The organism is Burkholderia sp. BCC0044, from assembly GCF_902832955.1.
Taxonomy (GTDB): domain Bacteria; phylum Pseudomonadota; class Gammaproteobacteria; order Burkholderiales; family Burkholderiaceae; genus Burkholderia.
In genome coordinates this window covers 66,316-85,173 of the sequence record NZ_CADFDO010000001.1, presented here as the reverse complement: position 1 = coordinate 85,173, position 18,858 = coordinate 66,316, and the positions used below count along the sequence as shown (strand labels likewise).

The 18,858-nt window shown below is 68.0% G+C and carries 13 protein-coding genes and 1 tRNA gene; 3 read left to right on the top strand and 11 right to left on the bottom strand.

The window, feature by feature from the left end; all coding sequences use genetic code 11:
• Positions 1-20: 20 nt before the first annotated feature.
• Complete coding sequence (gene dinB / locus HWX14_RS00330; protein ID WP_175881101.1) at positions 21-1,196, bottom strand: DNA polymerase IV; 1,176 nt, start codon at positions 1,194-1,196, stop codon at positions 21-23.
• 175 nt (positions 1,197-1,371) lie between these two features.
• Between dinB and HWX14_RS00325 the strand changes: the two genes are divergently transcribed.
• A complete protein-coding gene (locus tag HWX14_RS00325) occupies positions 1,372-2,064 on the top strand; it encodes an aspartate/glutamate racemase family protein (RefSeq protein ID WP_175881100.1) in 693 nt (230 codons plus the stop codon).
• Positions 2,065-2,171: 107 nt separating this feature from the next.
• Here HWX14_RS00325 and HWX14_RS00320 read toward each other — a convergent pair.
• Positions 2,172-2,248 (bottom strand) — tRNA-Met (locus tag HWX14_RS00320).
• A 183-nt stretch (positions 2,249-2,431) separates the two neighbouring features.
• Here HWX14_RS00320 and xth point away from each other — a divergent pair.
• Positions 2,432-3,208, top strand: coding sequence for an exodeoxyribonuclease III (xth, locus tag HWX14_RS00315; RefSeq protein WP_175881099.1), 777 nt, complete (start codon positions 2,432-2,434; stop codon positions 3,206-3,208).
• Positions 3,209-3,229: 21 nt separating this feature from the next.
• Here the strand turns inward: xth and HWX14_RS00310 are convergent, their stop codons facing one another.
• The 4 genes from HWX14_RS00310 to glnA all read right to left on the bottom strand — a co-directional run bounded on the left by HWX14_RS00310 (position 3,230) and on the right by glnA (position 9,699).
• Positions 3,230-5,338: a prolyl oligopeptidase family serine peptidase gene (locus HWX14_RS00310; protein ID WP_175881098.1), complete on the bottom strand. Its 2,109-nt coding sequence runs from the start codon at positions 5,336-5,338 to the stop codon at positions 3,230-3,232.
• 92 nt (positions 5,339-5,430) lie between these two features.
• Positions 5,431-6,942, bottom strand: a complete 1,512-nt coding sequence (gene ntrC / locus HWX14_RS00305) for a nitrogen regulation protein NR(I) (RefSeq protein WP_175881097.1) — start codon at positions 6,940-6,942, stop codon at positions 5,431-5,433.
• A 37-nt stretch (positions 6,943-6,979) separates the two neighbouring features.
• Positions 6,980-8,122, bottom strand: a complete 1,143-nt coding sequence (glnL, locus tag HWX14_RS00300) for a nitrogen regulation protein NR(II) (protein ID WP_006478366.1) — start codon at positions 8,120-8,122, stop codon at positions 6,980-6,982.
• 161 nt (positions 8,123-8,283) lie between these two features.
• Positions 8,284-9,699, bottom strand: a complete 1,416-nt coding sequence (gene glnA, locus HWX14_RS00295; protein WP_011549441.1) for a type I glutamate--ammonia ligase — start codon at positions 9,697-9,699, stop codon at positions 8,284-8,286.
• A 406-nt stretch (positions 9,700-10,105) separates the two neighbouring features.
• Here glnA and HWX14_RS00290 point away from each other — a divergent pair, with 406 nt between their 5' ends.
• Positions 10,106-10,570 carry a rhodanese-like domain-containing protein gene (locus HWX14_RS00290; RefSeq protein WP_175881096.1) on the top strand — a complete coding sequence of 155 codons (465 nt, stop codon included), beginning with the start codon at positions 10,106-10,108 and terminating at the stop codon, positions 10,568-10,570.
• Between the two features lie 122 nt (positions 10,571-10,692).
• On the opposite strand, the gene HWX14_RS00285 is transcribed toward HWX14_RS00290, so the two are convergent.
• From HWX14_RS00285 to hrpA, 5 genes are all read right to left on the bottom strand, one after another.
• Positions 10,693-11,508 carry a molybdopterin-binding protein gene (locus tag HWX14_RS00285; protein ID WP_074802464.1) on the bottom strand — a complete coding sequence of 272 codons (816 nt, stop codon included), beginning with the start codon at positions 11,506-11,508 and terminating at the stop codon, positions 10,693-10,695.
• Positions 11,505-12,332 carry an EI24 domain-containing protein gene (locus HWX14_RS00280; protein ID WP_175881095.1) on the bottom strand — a complete coding sequence of 276 codons (828 nt, stop codon included), beginning with the start codon at positions 12,330-12,332 and terminating at the stop codon, positions 11,505-11,507. The genes HWX14_RS00285 and HWX14_RS00280 overlap by 4 nt, the downstream gene beginning before the upstream one ends.
• Positions 12,333-12,464: 132 nt before the next feature.
• The gene (locus tag HWX14_RS00275; RefSeq protein WP_175881094.1) at positions 12,465-13,439 is read right to left on the bottom strand and encodes a sterol desaturase family protein; all 975 of its coding nucleotides are present in this window, start codon (positions 13,437-13,439) and stop codon (positions 12,465-12,467) included.
• Between the two features lie 16 nt (positions 13,440-13,455).
• Positions 13,456-14,445, bottom strand: a complete 990-nt coding sequence (locus HWX14_RS00270; protein WP_175881093.1) for a beta-propeller fold lactonase family protein — start codon at positions 14,443-14,445, stop codon at positions 13,456-13,458.
• Positions 14,446-14,636: 191 nt separating this feature from the next.
• A complete protein-coding gene (gene hrpA, locus HWX14_RS00265) occupies positions 14,637-18,845 on the bottom strand; it encodes an ATP-dependent RNA helicase HrpA (protein ID WP_175881092.1) in 4,209 nt (1,402 codons plus the stop codon).
• Positions 18,846-18,858 lie beyond the last annotated feature (13 nt).

Genomic DNA, 18,858 nt, shown 5'->3' with positions numbered 1-18,858 from the left:
CGCTTCGGCGGTGCCTTTTTTCATGGGGCGGGCGTGTCGTCGCCCACTTCGTCGTCGAACAGCAGGAATTGCCCGTGGCGCTCGGCCGTATCCTCGTCGATGCGCACGCCGACGCCGAGCAGCCGCACCGGCTGCGCGCGCCGCAACAACCCCTTCGCGAGCAGCGTGACGGCCGTCTCGGCATTCGTCGCGTCGGCCACGCACTCGACCGTCGTACGCTGGAAATCGGCGAAGCGGATCTTCACGTACAGCTTGCGGATCGACCGCGCGGCGCCCGCACGCTCGATTCGCGCGTCGAGTTGCGCGACGAGGCGGCGGATTTCGTCCGCGCATTGCTCGAGCGTCGTCAGGTCGGTCACGTAGGTCGTCTCGACGCTGACCGACTTGCGCTCCTGGTCGGCCTGCACGGGCCGCTCGTCGATCCCGCGCGACAGTTCGTACAGCCGCCGCCCGAACGCGCCGAACTCGCGGTGCAGGTCGATCAGCGCCCAGTCGCGCAACTGCGCGCAGGTCTGGATGCCGAGCCGGTCGAGCCGCGTGGCCGTCACCTTGCCGACGCCGTGCAGCTTGCGCACCGGCAGCGCCGCGACGAATGCGTCGATCTCGTGCGGCCGCACGACGAACAGCCCGTCGGGCTTGTTCCAGTCGGACGCGATCTTCGCGATGAACTTGTTCGGCGCGACGCCCGCCGACACGGTCACGCCGACCGTGTCGCGCACGCGCTCGCGGATCTCGCGCGCAATCAGCGTCGCACTGCCCTGGCAACGTTCCGACCCGGTGACGTCGAGGTACGCCTCGTCGAGCGACAGCGGCTCGACGTCGGGCGTGTAGTCGCGATAGATCGCCATGATCTGCCGCGACGCCGCGCGATACTTGTCCATCGCGGACGGCAGGATCAGCAGGTCCGGACACTTGCGCATCGCCAGCGCCGACGACATCGCCGAATGCACGCCGTAGCGCCGCGCCTCGTAGTTGCAGGTCGCGATCACGCCGCGCTGGTCGGGCCGGCCGCCGACCGCGAGCGGCCGGTTGCGCAGCGACGGGTCGTCGCGCATCTCGACCGACGCGTAGAAGCAGTCGCAGTCGCAGTGAATGATCTTGCGCATGCGCGGCGGCGCGTCGCCGGGCGGCGGCGCGGGCAGATCGGCAGGCGGGATGGTGGTCGGGCTCACGGTGCCGATACTGTACAAAAACACAGTGCCGGTTTCAACTGCCGCGTATGTCTGCGGGCGGTCTCAGCCGGCCGCCCGGCGCCGGCCACCTGCCGCCGGCTGCGCCGTACTGGCCCGCTTTGCGCGGATCGTACCGGCCGGGCACGGGCGGCGACGCCTATACTCGTCTGCCGCGATACACGACACGCGAAGGTGAAGGATGAAGACGATCGGACTGATCGGCGGCATGAGCTGGGAATCGTCGGCCGAGTACTACCGGATGATCAACCGGCACTCGAAGGCGCTGCACGGCGGCCATCACAACGCGAAGAGCGTGCTGGTCACCGTCGACTTCGCCGAGATCGAAGCGCTGCAGCGCACGCACGACTGGACCGCGCTCGGCGAACGGATGGCCGACGCCGCACGCCAGCTCGAAGCGGCCGGCGCCGACCTCGTCGTGCTGACGACCAATACGATGCATCGCGTGCACGACGCGATCGAGGCCGCGGTGTCATTGCCGTTCCTGCACATCGCCGACCCGACCGGCAACGCGCTGCGCGACGCGGGCGTCGAGCGCGTCGCCCTCCTCGGCACGCGCTACACGATGGAGTTGCCGTTCTATGCGCAGCGGCTGCGCGAGAAGTTCGGGCTCGACGTGCTGGTGCCGGACGAACGCGGGCGCGACGACGTGCACCGGATCATCTACGACGAGCTGTGCCACGGCGTGATCTCGGCGGAATCGCGCGCGACGTACGTGTCGATCATCGACGAACTGGCGACGCGCGGCGCGCAGGCCGTGATCCTCGGCTGCACGGAAATCACGCTGCTGATCGGCGCGGACGACTCGCCGCTACCGGTATTCGATACGACCGCGCTGCATGCGAAGGCGGCCGTCGAGTGGGCGGCGCGGTAACGGCGACAACGATCCGCGTGCGGAAAACAAAAAACCCGGCACGGAGCCGGGTTTTTCGTAGACGAAGTGCGCATCGGTCAATTGCGCGGCACATCGTCTGGTGTGCTTGGTTGCGGGGACAGGATTTGAACCTGTGACCTTCGGGTTATGAGCCCGACGAGCTGCCAGACTGCTCCACCCCGCGTCAGAGAAATAAATTATAGGGTGAGGAAGTACTCACGTCAATACTTTTGTCACAATTTCTGCTTCCGCTCCCCACGCGACGATGCGTGACACGTGCGCGACCCCGCATCACGCGTGCGTTCGCACCCCATGCTCGCGGTAAGATGGCGGCCTTCGCATTCACGCCGCACGCACCCTCCCGTTCATGAAAATCGCCACCTGGAACGTCAACTCGCTCAACGTCCGCAAACAGCACGTGCTCGACTGGCTCGCGCAAAGCGGAGCCGACGTACTGTGCCTGCAGGAACTGAAGCTGCCGGACGAGAAATTCCCGCGCGCCGATCTCGAGGCGGTCGGCTACCGCAGCTGGTTCACCGGCCAGAAGACCTACAACGGCGTCGCGATCCTCGTGCGCGACACGCTCGCCGTCGACGAATCGGACGTCGTGCGCAACATCCCCGGCTTCGACGATCCGCAGCAGCGCGTGATCGCCGCGACGGTCGACGGCGTGCGCATCGTGTCCGCGTACTTCCCGAACGGCCAGGCGCTCGACTCCGACAAGTTCGTCTACAAGATGCAGTGGCTCGACGCGCTGCAGGCGTGGCTGCGCACCGAGCTGCAGCGCTATCCGAAGCTCGCGCTGCTCGGCGACTACAACATCGCGCCGGAAGACCGCGACGTGCACGACCCCGCGAAATGGGAAGGCCAGAACCTCGTGTCGCCGCAGGAGCGCGCGCACTTCACGCAACTGATCGAACTCGGCTTCGTCGATGCGTTCCGCCGCTTCGAGCAGCCCGAGAAAACCTTCACGTGGTGGGACTACCGGATGATGGCGTTCCGCCGCAACGCGGGGCTGCGCATCGACCACATCCTGCTGTCGCCGGCGCTCGCGGCGACCTGCGCATCGTGCGAAGTCGATCGCGTGCCGCGCACGTGGGAACAGCCGTCCGACCACACGCCCGTCGTCGCGATCGTCGGCTGATCGTCCAGGGCCCGCGCGCGATCAGCGCCGCGCGGGCGCCGGCCCGAGATGGGCCCACAGAAAGCCGAATTCGGCCGCATCGGCTTCCGCGCGTTCGAGATCGTCGGCGCTGCCGTGGCCGCCGTCGGTGTTCTCCCAGTACCACACCCGTTCGTGACCGAGCGCCTGCATGCGCGCGGCCATCTTGCGCGCATGCGCGGGATGCACGCGGTCGTCGCGCGTCGACGTCGTCAGCAGCAACGGCGGATACACGATGCCTTCGCGCACGCGGTGATACGGCGAATACGCGGCCAGCGCCGCACCTTCGCGCGGATCGTCCGGGTCGCCGTATTCGTCGAGCCACGCGGCGCCCGCGTGCAGCTTCGGATAGCGCTGCATGTCGAGCAGCGGCACGCGGCACAGCACCGCGCCGAACAGCTCCGGCCGCTGCATCATGCACGCGGCGACCAGCAGCCCGCCGTTGCTGCCGCCCTCGATCCCGAGCTGCGCGGCGCTCGTCACGCCGGTCGCGGCCAGATCCTCGGCGACCGCGATGAAATCGTCGAACGAACGCTGCCGGTGTTCGCGCTGCGCGTCGACGTGCCAGCGCGGCCCGAACTCGCCGCCGCCGCGGATGTGCGCGAACGCCATCACGCCGCCGCGTTCGAGCCAGCCGATGCCGAACGCATCGCTGTAGCCCGGCAGGTTCGGAATCGCAAAGCCGCCATAGCCCGACAGCAGGCACGGCCGCGCGACGCGCGCCCCGCCTTCCGGTGCGTCGAGCGCGTCGCGCGGCCCGATCAGCGTGTACGGCACCACCGTGCCGTCGCGCGAACGCGCACTCGCGCGGCGGACGACCAGCCCGGCCGCGTCGAACTGCACCGGCGGCCGGTCGAGCAGCACGCGGCGCGACGGCGCGTCGTCCGCGCGATCGGCAAGATCGGCCAGCCAGCATTCGGGTGGATCGAGATACGTGTCGACGTCGACGTAAACCTCGTCGTTCAGCGTCGATTCGACGGGCTCGACGTCGATCTGCGCGTCGCCCGGCCAGTCGAACGGCCGCGCGTCCCACGTCCACGACCCATCGTCGGCCTGCTTCGGCTGCCACAGCATCGTGCGGTTGTGCACGTCGTCGAGCCAGCTTGCGATCAGCGTCGTGCGCGTATGCGTCCACGTACAGGCGGACGTCGTCGGCCGCGGCGCGAACAGCGTCGTGAATTCGCGCGCGCCGGCGAGGAACGCCTCTTCGCGAATCGCGAGCAGCGAGCCGCCGGCGTGGCGCACGCCGTCGCACGCCCAGTCGAGGCGCGGCTCCAGCACGAGCCAGCCTTCCCAGAACCCGACCTCGACATGCGTCGGCACGTCGTAGCGCGCCCACTCGCCCGCGTCGGTGAGCCGGTACGCGTGTGCATCGAAGAAGTCGACGCTGCGCCACGCGACGTGGCGGCGGTCGATCGGGTCGTACCATGCGCCCGCGCTGATGTCGTCCGGTTCGCCGCTGAACACGACGGGCGCATCGGCGAGCGCGGTGCCGCGCACCCAGCGCCGCGCTTCATACGGATAACCGGCGGCGGTCGCATGCGCTTCGCCGCGATCCCAGCTCACGTACACGGTGTCGCGATCGATCCAGCCGACCGTGTGATGGCCCGGCGCGTCGATCGTGAAGCCGCCGTCGACGAACCGGCGCTCGACGAGATCGAATTCGCGCACGACGACCGCGTCGGCGCCGCCCGGCGACAGCGACAGCAGCGCGCGATCGCCGTCCGGATACAGGATCGCGTCCTGCTCGAACACCCACGACTCGCCCTCTTGCGCGCCGAGCGCGTCGACGTCGAGCAGCGTTTCCCAGGCCGGCTGGCCGGCCCGCCAGTCGGCCCAGCGCGTGCGGCGCCACAGTCCCTTCGGATGGAGATCGTCCTGCCACAGGTCGTACGCCCAGTCGCGCCAGCGGGTCGGAATCACCGGGCGTTCGCGCGGCAGATAGGCTTTCGCGAGACGCGCGGTCAGCGCGCGATATTGATCGTCGTCGCGCAGCGCGGCGCGGGTGCGCGCATTCTGCTCGTCGACCCACGTGCGGGCGCGCTTGCTGTCGAGCGCTTCGAGGAAACGGAACGGGTCGGCCCCGGCGGGCCAGCGGAAGGAATCGGACATGGAGGATCGGCGGAATGGCGAGCTGCGTGCAAACCGCGATTATGTCCGATCGCGGCATGCGCGGGCCCGCGCATGCCGCGAATCGTGCTCGGTCAGGGCTCCAGATGGAGTTCCTGGATCTTGCGCGTGATCGTGTTGCGGCCGATGCCGAGCCGCTCCGCGGCCTCGACCTTGCGGCCGCGCGTGAAGTCGAGCGCCTCGCGGATCACGGCTGCCTCGAAGCGGCGCGCGAGCTCGTCCATCACGTCGGCCGAGTTCTCGCGCAACAACCGCGCGACTTCGGTGCGCAACCCGTGCTCCCACAGCGGGTAGCCGGCCGGCGCGCTGCCGTTCGCCGCGCTCGCGACGGGCGCGGCCGTCGGCGCTGCACCGAGCGCTGCAGGCGCCGCCGTCGAGTGGCCGCCGCCGTGCACGTCCGCGCCGTCGCCCGTCGCGACAACCGGCGCACCGGCCGGCACGAGGTCGGGCGGCAGGTCCTTGATCTCGACCGTCTGCGCGGGCGCCATCACGGTCAGCCAGTTCGCGAGATTCTCGAGCTGCCGCACGTTGCCCGGAAACGGCAGCGACGTCAGATACGCGAGCGCGTCGTCGGACACGCGCTTGGGCTCGACGCCGAGATCGCGCGCGCTCTTCTGCAGGAAGTGGCGCGTGAGCAGCGCGATGTCCTCGCTGCGTTCGCGCAGCGGCGGCAGGCGCAGCCGGATCACGTTGAGCCGGTGGTAAAGGTCCTCGCGGAACAGCCCCTGCCGCACGCGCGACTCGAGATTCTGGTGCGTCGCGGCGATCACGCGCACGTTCGCGCGCAGCGGGTTGTGCCCGCCGACCCGATAGAACTGCCCGTCCGACAGCACGCGCAACAGGCGCGTCTGCAGGTCGAACGGCATGTCGCCGATTTCGTCGAGGAACAGCGTGCCGTTCTCGGCCTGCTCGAAGCGGCCCTGCCGCGTCGTCTGCGCGCCGGTGAACGCGCCGCGCTCATGGCCGAACAGTTCGGATTCGAGCAGGTCCTTCGGAATCGCCGCGGTGTTCAGCGCGATGAACGGCCCGTTCGCGCGCGGGCTGTGACGGTGCAGCGCGCGTGCGACGAGTTCCTTGCCGGTGCCCGACTCGCCGGTGATCAGCACGGTCGCGGCCGAATGCGACAGCCGGCCGATCGCGCGGAACATGTCCTGCATCGCGGGCGCCTGGCCGAGCATCTCGGGCGCCTCGGCCACGCGCTCGTCCTGCGGCGCGCCGCCGCGCAGGCTTTCCTCCACCGCGCGACGGATCAGCTCGACCGCCTTGTCGACGTCGAACGGCTTCGCGAGATATTCGAACGCGCCGCCCTGGAACGCCGCGACGGCGCTGTCGAGATCGGAGAACGCCGTCATGATGATGACGGGCAGGCCCGGCAGCCGCTCGTGCATCGCCTGCAGCAACTCGAGGCCCGAGCCGCCCGGCATCCGGATGTCGGACACGAGCACCTGCGGCGTCTCGTGGTCGAGCGCGGCCAGCGCGTCGCGCACGTTCGCGAAGCTCTTCGTCGCGAAGCTGTCCCGGGCGAGTGCCTTTTCAAGCACCCAGCGGATCGATTGGTCGTCGTCTACTATCCAGATCGGCTTCATAGGTCGGTCAGGTATGGGTGAATCGCACTGTCGCCGCTCAATGGTCGAGCGGCAGCAGAATCTGAAATTCGGTACGTCCGGGCCGGCTTTCGACCTCGATCATCCCGTCGTGCTGCTGCACGAAGGTCTGCGCGAGCGTGAGGCCGAGGCCGCTGCCGTCGTCGCGTCCGGACACGAGCGGGTAGAAGATCCGGTCGCGGATCTCTTCCGGAATGCCGGGACCGTTGTCGACCACGTGCAAGTCCAGTGCCAGCTTGTACAGGCGTTTCGCAATCGTGATCTTGCGCGCGATGCGCGTGCGCAGCTCGATCTTCGCGTCGCCCTGCGCGATCCGTTCGCGCAGCGCCTGCGCGGCGTTGCGCACGATGTTCAGCAGCGCCTGGATCAACTGCTCCTTGTCGCCGCGCAGGTCCGGCACGCTCACGTCGTAATCGCGCTCGATCGTGAGCCCGCGCGGGAATTCCGCGAGCATCACCGCGCGCACGCGTTCGCACACTTCATGAATGTTCACGTCGCCGACGATGTGCGGATGCCGGTGCGGCTCCAGCAACCGGTCGACGAGCGTCTGCAGGCGGTCGGACTCCTTGATGATCACCTGCGTGTATTCGCGCAACTCGCCGCGCTCGCGCTCGCCCAGTTCGAATTCGAGCAGCTGGGCCGCGCCGCGAATGCCGCCGAGCGGGTTCTTGATCTCGTGCGCGAGGTTGCGGATCAGTTGCTTGTTGACCGCGGTCAGGTCGTGGATGCGCTCTTCCCGATCGGTGCGCGACTGCCGTTCGTTCTCGAACAGCTCGACGAGCACGAAATCGGGCGCGCTCTCGAGGAAGCCGACGATCGCATGCACGTGCAGCGGTTCGCGGCCGGGCCGGTCGAGCACGGTATCGAGGTGCGTCGCGTGAAAGCGTTCCTGGCCGATCGCGGTGATCGTCGACGCGAGTTCGTTCGCGTTCGGGAAAATCTCGCCCCACGGCCGCTGCGCGAGCTGCCGCCGCGAGATGTCGAGCATCGCCTCCGCGGACGGGTTCGCGAACGCGACCCGCAGCGTCTTGCGGTCGAGCACGATCACGACCGTCGGCAGCGCTTCGAGCCCCGCCAGCAGACCCGAGCGCGCGAGCCGCTCGTCGTCCGTCAGTCGTTCGGGCTGCCCCGTTTTCGCCTTGATCAGATTCTTCAGAACCATCTGCGTGCTTGTCGCGCCTCACCGGGCCAGAAAATGAAAATCGTCGGAACAAAAAAGGGACGGCCGGACGCCGTCCCCTTTCAGACTCCGCCGTTCCCGCCGCCAGCCGCGCGACGGGAACGAACCGGCATGACGGCGCTGAATCGAAGCGCCATCGCCGATTAGAGCGAGTAGTACATCTCGAACTCGATCGGGTGCGTCGTCATGCGGAACTTCGCCAGCTCCTGCTCCTTCAGCGCGAGGTATGCGTCGAGCATGCTGTCCGTGAACACGCCGCCACGGGTCAGGAACTCGCGATCCTTGTCGAGCGCTTCCAGTGCCTGGTCGAGGCCTGCGCACACGGTCGGGATCTTTGCATCCTCTTCCGGCGGCAGGTCGTACAGGTTCTTGTCGGCGGCTTCGCCCGGATGGATCTTGTTCTGGATCCCGTCGAGGCCAGCCATCATCAGCGCCGAGAACAACAGGTACGGGTTCGCCATCGGATCCGGGAAGCGCGTTTCGATACGGCGGCCCTTCGGGTTCGACACGTGCGGAATGCGGATCGATGCCGAACGGTTGCGTGCCGAGTAAGCGAGCTTGACCGGTGCTTCGAAGTGCGGGACCAGACGCTTGTACGAGTTCGTCGTCGGATTCGTGATCGCGTTCAGCGCGCGAGCGTGCTTGATGATGCCGCCGATGTAGAACAGCGCCAGTTCCGACAGGCCGGCGTAGCCGTTGCCCGCGAACAGGTTCTGGCCGTCCTTCCAGATCGACTGGTGAACGTGCATGCCCGAACCGTTGTCGCCGACGACCGGCTTCGGCATGAACGTCGCCGTCTTGCCGTACGAGTGCGCGACGTTATGGATGATGTACTTCGACCATTGCGTCCAGTCGGCGCGCTGCACCAGCGTCGAGAACTTCGTGCCGATTTCGTTCTGGCCCTGGCCCGCCACTTCGTGGTGATGCACTTCGACCGGGATGCCGAGCTGTTCGAGCAGCAGGCACATTTCCGAACGCATGTCCTGGAACGTGTCGACCGGCGCGACCGGGAAGTAGCCACCCTTCGTGCCCGGACGGTGGCCGGTGTTGCCGCCTTCGAATTCCTTGCCTGCCGACCACGGTGCTTCTTCCGAGTTGATCTTCACGAAGCAGCCCGACATGTCCGTGTTCCACTGGACCGAGTCGAAAATGAAGAATTCCGGTTCCGGACCGAAGTAGGCGGTGTCGCCGATGCCCGTGCTCTTCAGGTACGCTTCCGCGCGCTTCGCGAGCGAACGCGGGTCGCGCTCGTAGCCCTTGCCGTCGGCCGGCTCGACCACGTCGCAGGTCAGCACGAGGGTCGACTCTTCGTAGAACGGGTCGACGAACGCAGCGGTCGGGTCCGGCATGAGCAGCATGTCCGACGCCTCGATGCCCTTCCAGCCCGCGATCGACGAACCGTCGAATGCATGACCGCTTTCGAACTTGTCTTCGTCAAACGCCGAAACCGGCACCGACACGTGCTGTTCCTTGCCGCGCGTATCCGTGAAGCGGAAATCGACAAACTTGACGTCCTCGTCCTTCACGAGCTGCATGACGTCGGCGACGGTTTTACTCATAACCTCTTCTCCTGATTGAACAATTCCGGCGGACTGGGAAACCGCCTCGTTTATCGAGCTGATCGGGGTCTTGCTTTGGCGCAGCGCGCCCCGATTCGACCGAATTCTATATAGCAGCTTCCGTGCCAACCATCGCAAAACCGACGCGAATCACGCCGGCCCGCGCCGCAGCGGGGCTTCGCTGCGCGATTCCGGGGCCGGGCGCCGCACCGGCGATGGCGGCATCGCACCGCGATGGTGCAATCGGCCGGGCCCACCCGCGCAACGCGGCCATTCTGGTGCATGCCGACCATTCTGCACTCTTTTGGTGAACGCGTGTACGACGCGTGCACCGTACCGCATGCGGACATTCGGGCCGCGACGTCGCGCTAGAATGATCGTTTGACCGATACGGAGACTCCCTGCCATGAGTACGCTGGACCAGCTTTACGCGAAGGCCGACGAACGCCGCACACAAGGCGCGCTCAACTACGCCGGCGCGCTGCTGCCGGTCGAGGCATTCGAACTGCTGCAGCTCGACCCGTCCGCGCGTCTCGTCGACGTACGCACGCGCGCCGAGCTCGACTGGATCGGCCGCCCGCTCGTCGGCGACGGCCAGTACCTGCACCTCGAATGGACGCGCTACCCGGGCGGCGTGCCGAACGCCGAATTCGTCAACGAACTGAAGGCGGCCCTCCCGGCCGATACGCCGATCCTGTTCCTGTGCCGCAGCGCCGCGCGCTCGAAGCTCGCGGCGGTCGCGTCCGCGCAGGCCGGCTACACGAAGGCGTTCGACCTGCTCGAAGGCTTCGAGGGCGCGAAGGACGCCGAAGGCCACCGCAAGACGGTCGACGGCTGGTGCTTCCGCAAACTGCCGTGGATCGGCGCCTGACGGCGGGCCGCGCTTCCCGGCTGCGACAACCTCATCGTCGAGCCGGGCGATGACATGCCGATGACGGGCCGCATTGCGCGGCCCGTTGCTTTTGGTACGGCCGTGTCGTTGCAGGCCGCCGCTCAGGCGCGCGGCGTATCGGGCTCGACGACGTCGCCGCCGAGCAGGTGCACGCCTTCGCGCAGCTTCACGAACGCGGCCGCGACCGCTTCCGGCTCGCCCTTCACGCCGAGATCGATGTGACGGCGCGCGTAGATGCCGCCGCGCTCCGCATCGCCGACACTCGGCAGGCTGAACACCCGCACGCCCGGGAAATCGCGCTCGATCTTCTCCATCAGCGGCGTGAGCGTCGATTCCGGCAGCTCGAACACGTACAGCGAGCGCTCGGCATGCGGCGTCGCGTGATGCAGATGCGCGTACTTCGTATCGAGCACCCATTCGATCATCGGCCACGCCATCACCGGGAAGCCCGGCACGAAGTGCAGATCGCCGACCGAGAAGCCGGGAATCCGGTTGTAGCCGTTCGGGATGATCGTCGCGCCGGCCGGGAACACGCCCATGTTGAAGCGGTGCTGGTTCTCCGGCGACTCGAAGTCGACCGGCGTGGCCGGATCGGTGTGCGTTTCGCGGATCCGTTCCGAAATCAACGCCTTCGCCTCCGGATGCAGCTCGAGCGGCACGCCGAGCGCGGCGGCCGCGCACTGGCGCGTGTGGTCGTCCGGCGTCGCGCCGATCCCGCCCGTCGAGAACACGATGTCGCCCGACGCGATCGCGCGCGCGAGCGTCGCGGTGATGCGCGCCGGATCGTCGCCGACGTATTCGGCCCAGTCGAGCGCGAGGCCGCGCGCGCCGAGCAGCTCGATGACCTTCGCCAGATGCTTGTCCTGCCGGCGGCCCGAAAGGATTTCGTCGCCGATGATGATGATGCCGATGCTCATGCCTGCCCCATGTCGATTGCGGTGGCGCGCGCACTGGCGCGCAGGTCTTCCAGCGCGCGCAGGCAGTAATGCCCGAACCACAGCGCCGAGAAGACGAGGATGAAAGCGTAAACCCAGATCATGGCGGCCGCGACGAACGGGAACAGCACCATCATCCAGACCGACGAGACCCACACGAAGGTCGGCACGGTGCCGAGCAGCCCGGTCGCGACGCCGATGCCGATCAGCGGCCAGCGGTGCCGGCGCACGAGCGCGCGGCGCTCGTCGCGGCTCGCGTGCAGCGCGAGCGCGTCGTAGGTCATCACGCGGTACGTGAGCCAGCCCCAGATCACCGGCGGCAGCAGCGCGAAGAACGGCGGAATCAGCCACAGCGGGATCGTGACGACGAGCAGCACGACGCCGACGAGCGCCGCGCCGAGCGAATTGAAGACGCTGCCGAAGAAGGTGCCGCCCCGCTTCGGCTCGAGCGCCGCGAACTGCCGATTCGACAGGTGCTTGATCACGACCGGCATCGAGATCGTCGCGATCAGCAGCAGCACGGTCAGCACGATCAGCGGGATCGCGAGCGACACGACCACGAACGGCGCGACGACCGCATGCAGCTGCGACATGCCGATCGCGTCGAACGCGCGATACAGCATGGCCGTCAGCACGAAGCCGTCGAGCGCGCCGCGCGCGAGGTCCAGCAGCGTCTGCCACGAGAACCACAGCACGGCGCCCCACAGCAGCGCCGACACGACGAACGGCATCAGGGTGAGCCACAGCATGCGCGGGTGCAGCGCGCTGGCGAGCGCCCGGACGAAGGAACGCAGCAAGTCGTTCATGCGAGCCTATGGAATCTGGATTGACGGAGAAAAACGGGGAAAGGATAAACCACGCGGCCCGCGTGCGCCAAAGCGCATGCGGGCCGCGTGGGAAAGTCGTTCACCGGGAGAAAGGCCCGATCGGGACGGGGATCAGGCCGACGCCGCGCCGCGCTTCGCGGGGAACAGGCGCCGGAAGATCCGCACGAACGCCAGGCCGTGCTGCGACCAGAAGCCGTCGCCGTAGGACACGCCCTCGACCTGCTCGCGGATGCCGGTCGGCTCGACCGTGCGGGTCCACGACGCGGTGCCGAACATCATGTCCCACCACGGGAACAGCACGCCGAAGTTGCAGCCGTACTTGGTGCCTTCGTGGCCGTAGCCGACCGCATGGTGGCGGCGGTGGAAGATCGGGCTGACGAGCAGGCGCTCGCCGATGCGGCCGTACGACAGCCGTGCATTCGTATGCTGGATGCTCTGCAGGAAGTTCGTGACCGCGGTGAGCACGACGAACTGCGACGGCGTCACGCCGATCACGAGCGCGATCGCCGCGAAGAAGCACGACTGGAGCACGTCGTCGAGCAGGTGGTTGCGGTCGTCGCACCACAGCGACATCTGCCGCTGGCTGTGATGCACGGCGTGCAGCTCCCACCAGATGCCGAACTTGTGCTGCCAGCGGTGATACCAGTAGCCGGCGAAGTCGAGCACGACGAGGTAGATCGCGAACGCGACGATCGGCTGCGAGGTCACGCCCGGCCACAGATAGTCGAGGTTCACGTTCGCGACGCCATGCAGGCGCAGCCACGCCTGGAAGTTGTCGAATACCGGCTGCAGCGCGAAGAAGAAGAACAGCGTGTAGATGCCGAGCTTCGAGATCGCCGTGTAGATCACGTCGACCCGCACCGCGCGGCGGTTCTTCCAGCGCTCGACCGGCAGCAGCGCCTCGAGCGGGCGCAGCAGCGCGAACATCAGCACCATCTGCAGCGCGCCGACGATCACCCAGTACAGCGCGTCGTAGGTGTCCTCGTCATAGTCCATCAGGTTGAACTTGAAGAGGAGCGGCTGCACGACGTCGACGTACAGCCAGGTCTGGATGTCCGACACGAACGCATCGATCAGGTGCAGCATCGTTCGCCTCCGCCCGTCACGCGCCGTTCGCCGCTCTCCACGGCGCGCGGTCGTAGAAGTAGATGCCGTGCGGCGAGCGGCCGACGGCGATCGTCTGCACCAGCTTGCGCGACGCCAGATCGATGATCCCGACCTTCTTCGCGAAACGGAACGTCACCCACAGCGTCTTCTTGTCGGCGGACAGCTCCATGTCGTCGGGGCCCGGCAAGAGGCCGGTGATATCGCCGACGTTGGTGAGCGTGTTCTCGTCGAGGATGCTGATCGTGTTCGCGACGCGGTTCGTGACCGCGACGTGCTTGCCGTCGGCGAGCGAGCGGAAGTTGTGCGCGCCCTTGCCCGTGTAGATCTGCTTGACGACCTTCTGGTTGCGCCAGTCGACGACCGCGACGTAATCCGCGCCGGTCATCCCGACGAGCAGGAATTTGTCGTCCGGCGTGAGCCATAGGCCGGCCGGCACCTTGCCGACCTTCATCTTCCACTTGACCGTCTGCGTCGGCAGGTCGATCGCCGCGATCTCGCCCGACACCTGCAGCGACACGAGCAGCGTCTTGCTGTCCTTCGTGAACGCGAGGTGGCTCGGCATCACCGCGAGCGGCACGCGCTTCACGAGCTTCAGGTCGCGGCCGTCATAGCCGTAGATGTCGACGCGGTCGAGCCGCAGGCCAGCCGCCGCGAACCATTTACGGTCGGGCGAGAAGCCGAGCTGGTACGGATCGTCGATCCCTTCGACGGTGCGTTGCAGCTTGCCCGTCTTCGGATCGAGGAACATCAGGCTGTTCGAGACCGAATTTGCGACGATCAGCGACGCGTTGTCGGGCGTCGCCATCAAATGGTGCGGTTCCTTGCCGGTCGGCACCGTGGAAACGACTTCGCGGGACTGCTGGTCGATCAGGGAAAGCGTCGCTTCGGCCGAATTGAGGACGATCACGTTGTTCGCGTGTGCGGCGGGCGCCAGCACGGCGGCGGCCAGCGCAAGCGTGCGGCCGAAGGAAAGGAAAGTGCGCATGAAGACTCACGTCGTGGAACAGCAGTCATTGTAGAACGTTCGGCGGGCCCCTCCGGTTGACCCACGCCGGTATTGCGCCGCTTTTGCGCCACCTCGCCGCGCCTCGCGGCGGCCGGGCAAGCCGCCGCGGCAGGCGTCGCGGTACAAGTCCGGGCCGGCCGCCGGTGCCGGCCCGGCGAACCGATGTCGCGCTAGCGCTGCATCGACTCCCACACCTTGTGCAACCGCTTGACAGAGACCGGCATCGGCGTGCGCAGTTCCTGCGCGAACAGCGAAATCCGCAGTTCCTCGAGCAGCCAGCGGAATTCCGCGAGCCGCGCATCGGCGACGCCGCCGCGCTGCGACACCGCGCGCTGGTACTGCTGGGCGAGCGGCAGCAGGTCGGACGACTGCTTCGCGTCGCGCGCCGGGTCGGCCTTCAGCTTGTCGATCCGCAGCGCGATGCCCTTCAGGTAGCGCGGGAAATGCGCAAGCTGCGCGTAAGGCGTGTCGATCACGAAGCGCTTGCCGACCAGCGCGGCCAGTTGCTGCTGCAGGTCCGCATGCGCCTGCGCGAACGGCTTCGCCTGCGCGAGCTTCTTCACGAGGCCCGCGTATTCGGCCAGGATCTGCCCGACGAGCCGCGCGATTTCCTGCGCGAGCAGGTTCAGGCGGCTGCGGCCCTCGTCGCGGCGCGCGTGGAAGCTCGCGTCGTCGTCGGGCAGCGGGTCCTGCAGGCACGCGCGATCGAGCGCCGTGTCGATCAGCTGGTCGCGCAGCTCGTCCTGCGTGCCGAGCGACATGTACTGCATCGCCATCTCGCGCAGGCCCGGCAGGTTCTTTTCCAGGAACTTGATCGGCTCCTTCAGCTGCAGCGCGAAGAGGCGCCGCAAGCCGGCCCGGTGGATGCGCGCGGCCTCCTCCGGCGAATCGAACACCTCGACGTCGCAGTGCGTGCCGCGATCGACGAGCGCCGGATACCCGTACAGCGTCTGGCCGCGCCGGCGGATTTCCAGCAGCTCGGGCAGCTTGCCGAAATTCCACGTCGTCAGGTTCTCGTACAGCGCGGTCGCGCCGCCTTCCGCCGGGGCCGCCGTCTGCGGCGCCGCGCCCTTGCCCGGCTTGCCGCCCTTCGCCGCCGAACCCGGCGTGGCGGCCGGCGCCGGCGTGTCGCCTGCGTCGCCCGCGCCGGCATCGGCGCCGCCGGTCGCGATCGTCGACGCCGCCGCGATCTTCTGGAACTGCTGCTGCGCCTGCGCGCCCAGCTCCTGGCGAAGCTGCGCGAGATTGCGCCCCATCGCGAGCTGGCGGCCGTGCTCGTCGATCACCTTGAAATTCATGAACAGGTGCGCGGGCAGCGTTTCGAGCTTGAAGTCGGCCGTCTTCATCGCGACCTGCGTCTCGCCGCGCACGTCGGCGATCAGCGCCTCGACGAGCCCGCCCGCGCCGAAGCGCTCGCGGCCCATCCGCTCGACGAAACCGGCCGCGTACTCGGGCAGCGGCACGCAGTGCCGGCGCAGCTTCTGCGGCAGCGACTTGAGCAGCAGTTGCACCTTCTCCTTCAGCATCCCCGGCACGAGCCATTCGCAGCGGCGCGCGTCGACCTGGTTCAGCGCGTAGAGCGGCACCGCGAGCGTCACGCCGTCGCGCGGCGTGCCGGGCTCGAAGTGGTAGGTCAGCGCCATCTCGACGCCGGCCATCGTCGCGCGCTTCGGGAACAGGTCGGTCGTCACGCCGGCCGCCTCGTGGCGCATCAGGTCGTCGCGCGACAGGTACAGCAGCCGCTGCTTGTCGTCCGCCTGGCCGCCCTTCTTCACCTCGTCGCGATACCAGCGCTCGAACGCGACGCCCGTGTGGATGCCTTCCGGAATCGCCTGGTCGTAGTACGCGTAGATCAGCTCGTCGTCGACAAGCACGTCCTGGCGGCGCGACTTGTGCTCGAGCTGCTCGATGTCGGCGAGCAGCTTGCGGTTGTGCGCGAAGAACGGCAGCTTCGTGTCGAATTCGCCTTCGACCAGCGCGCCGCGGATGAACAGCTCGCGTGCGCGCGCCGGGTCCTGCTTGCCGAACGCGACGCGCCGCCGGTGATAGATCGGCAGCCCGTACAGCGTCGCGCGCTCGAACGCGCTGACCTGCGCCGGACGCTTTTCCCAATGCGGCTCCGACAGCGATTTCTTCAGCAGGTGCGCGCCGATCTTCTCGACCCACTCGGGCTCGATCTTCGCGAGGCAGCGCGCGTACAGCCGGCTCGTCTCGACGAGTTCGGCCGCCATCACCCAGCGGCCGGCCTTCTTCGCGAGCGCGGAGCCCGGCCACAGGTAGAACTTGATCCCGCGCGCGCCGAGGTAATGCGGATCGTCGTCGGCCTTCATCCCGAGGTTGCCGAGCAGGCCCGTCAACAGGGCCAGATGGATCTGCTCGTAGGTGGCCTCGACTTCGTTGAGCCGCCAGCCGTGCTCGCGCACGACCGTCAGCAACTGCGAATGGACGTCGCGCCACTCGCGCAGCCGCAGGTGCGACAGGAAGTTCTGCCGGCACGCGTCGATCAACTGGCGATTCGACTTCTTGTGCGCGACGGCCTCTTCGAACCATGCCCAGATCTTCAGCCACTGCAGGAATTCGGAACGCTCGTCGGCGAACCGGCGATGCGCCTGGTCGGCCTGCTCCTGCGCCTCGATCGGGCGATCACGCGGGTCCTGCACGGACAGCGCGCTCGCGATGATCAGCACCTCGCGCAGCGACTGCTGGTCGCGCGCGGCGAGAATCATCCGGCCGACGCGCGGGTCGAGCGGCAGCCGCGCGAGTTCGCGGCCGAGCGGCGTCAGCGCGTTGTCGTCGTCGACCGCGCCGAGTTCGTTCAGCAACTGGTAGCCGTCCGCGATCGCGCGGCCGGGCGGCGGTTCGAGGAACGGGAACGATTCGATCGCGGTCAGGTGCAGCGACTTCATCCGCAGGATCACCGACGCGAGCGACGAGCGCAGGATTTCCGGATCGGTGAAGCGCGCACGCGCCTGGTAGTCGCTTTCCTCGTACAAGCGGATGCAGATGCCGTCGGCCACCCGGCCGCAGCGGCCCGCGCGCTGGTTCGCGGCGGCCTGCGAGATCGACTCGACCTGCAGCTGCTCGACCTTGTTCCGGTACGAATAGCGCTTCACGCGCGCGAGGCCGGTATCGACCACGTAGCGGATGCCCGGCACCGTCAGCGAGGTTTCGGCCACGTTGGTCGCGAGCACGATCCGGCGCGCGTTCGACGCCTTGAACACCTTGTCCTGGTCGGCCGCCGAGAGCCGCGCGAACAGCGGCAGGATCTCGGTATGCGGCGGATGGTGCTTGCGCAGCGCCTCGGCCGCCTCGCGGATTTCGCGCTCGCCGGGCAGGAACACCAGCACGTCGCCGGGGCCTTCGCGGCACAGCTCGTCGACCGCGTCGACGATCGCGTCCATCAGGTCGCGCTCGGCTTCGCGCGCGGTCTTCACGCGGTCGCGGCCGCCCGTGCCTTCGGCGTTCTTCACCGCCGGGCGGTCCTCGGCTACCGGGCGGTAACGCATCTCGACCGGATACAGCCGCCCGCTCACCTCGATCACGGGCGCCGGATGTTCGTCGGTGCCGAAATGGCGCGCGAAGCGGTCGGCGTCGATCGTCGCGGACGTGACGATCAGCTTCAGGTCCGGCCGCCTCGGCAGGATTTCCTTCAGGTAGCCGAGCAGGAAGTCGATGTTCAGGCTGCGCTCGTGCGCCTCGTCGATGATCAGCGTGTCATATGCCTTCAGCAGCGGATCGGTCTGCGTCTCGGCGAGCAGGATGCCGTCCGTCATCAGCTTGACGGACGCGCCCGGCGCGAGATTGTCGGTGAAGCGCACCTTGTAGCCGACCACCTCGCCGAACGGCGTGCCGAGTTCCTCGGCGATCCGGCGGCCGGTCGACGACGCGGCGAGGCGCCGCGGCTGCGTATGGCCGATCAGGCCCGTGCCGCCGGCGCCGAGGCCGCGGCCGAGATCGAGACAGATCTTCGGCAGCTGCGTGGTCTTGCCCGAGCCGGTTTCGCCGCAGACGATGACAACCTGATGAGCGGCGATCGCACGCGCGATTTCGTCGCGCTTGCCCGACACGGGCAGGCTTTCGGGGTAGGTGATCGGCGGGACGGGATTGGGCGGGACGGCCGCGCGCGGCGCACGCTCGCGGCGCGGGGCGCGCTCGCCCGTTGCCTGCGGCGCGCCCTTCGCGGCCGGCTGGCGCGCGTCGCCGCGCCGTTCGTCATTGCGCGGCCCGCGCGGTGCGGGTGCCGGCTTGCCCGCCGGCTCGTCCTGCTGCTGGCGCGGCGGCTGACCCTGCTGCTCGCGCGCATCGGCCGCACCATCCGGGTGCTTCGCCGACGGCGTATTGGCCCGCGTCGGCGCGGGACTTTTAGAAACATTCGACATGGGGGCGCATTAT

Coding starts and splice junctions, on each gene's coding strand:
- HWX14_RS00325 (WP_175881100.1), top strand. CDS start 1,372: ATGAAGACGATCGGACTGATCGGCGGCATGAGCTGGGAATCGTCGGCC.
- xth (WP_175881099.1), top strand. CDS start 2,432: ATGAAAATCGCCACCTGGAACGTCAACTCGCTCAACGTCCGCAAACAG.
- HWX14_RS00310 (WP_175881098.1), bottom strand. CDS start 5,338: ATGTCCGATTCCTTCCGCTGGCCCGCCGGGGCCGACCCGTTCCGTTTC.
- ntrC (WP_175881097.1), bottom strand. CDS start 6,942: ATGAAGCCGATCTGGATAGTAGACGACGACCAATCGATCCGCTGGGTG.
- glnL (WP_006478366.1), bottom strand. CDS start 8,122: ATGGTTCTGAAGAATCTGATCAAGGCGAAAACGGGGCAGCCCGAACGA.
- glnA (WP_011549441.1), bottom strand. CDS start 9,699: ATGAGTAAAACCGTCGCCGACGTCATGCAGCTCGTGAAGGACGAGGAC.
- HWX14_RS00290 (WP_175881096.1), top strand. CDS start 10,106: ATGAGTACGCTGGACCAGCTTTACGCGAAGGCCGACGAACGCCGCACA.
- HWX14_RS00285 (WP_074802464.1), bottom strand. CDS start 11,508: ATGAGCATCGGCATCATCATCATCGGCGACGAAATCCTTTCGGGCCGC.
- HWX14_RS00280 (WP_175881095.1), bottom strand. CDS start 12,332: ATGAACGACTTGCTGCGTTCCTTCGTCCGGGCGCTCGCCAGCGCGCTG.
- HWX14_RS00275 (WP_175881094.1), bottom strand. CDS start 13,439: ATGCTGCACCTGATCGATGCGTTCGTGTCGGACATCCAGACCTGGCTG.
- HWX14_RS00270 (WP_175881093.1), bottom strand. CDS start 14,445: ATGCGCACTTTCCTTTCCTTCGGCCGCACGCTTGCGCTGGCCGCCGCC.
- hrpA (WP_175881092.1), bottom strand. CDS start 18,845: ATGTCGAATGTTTCTAAAAGTCCCGCGCCGACGCGGGCCAATACGCCG.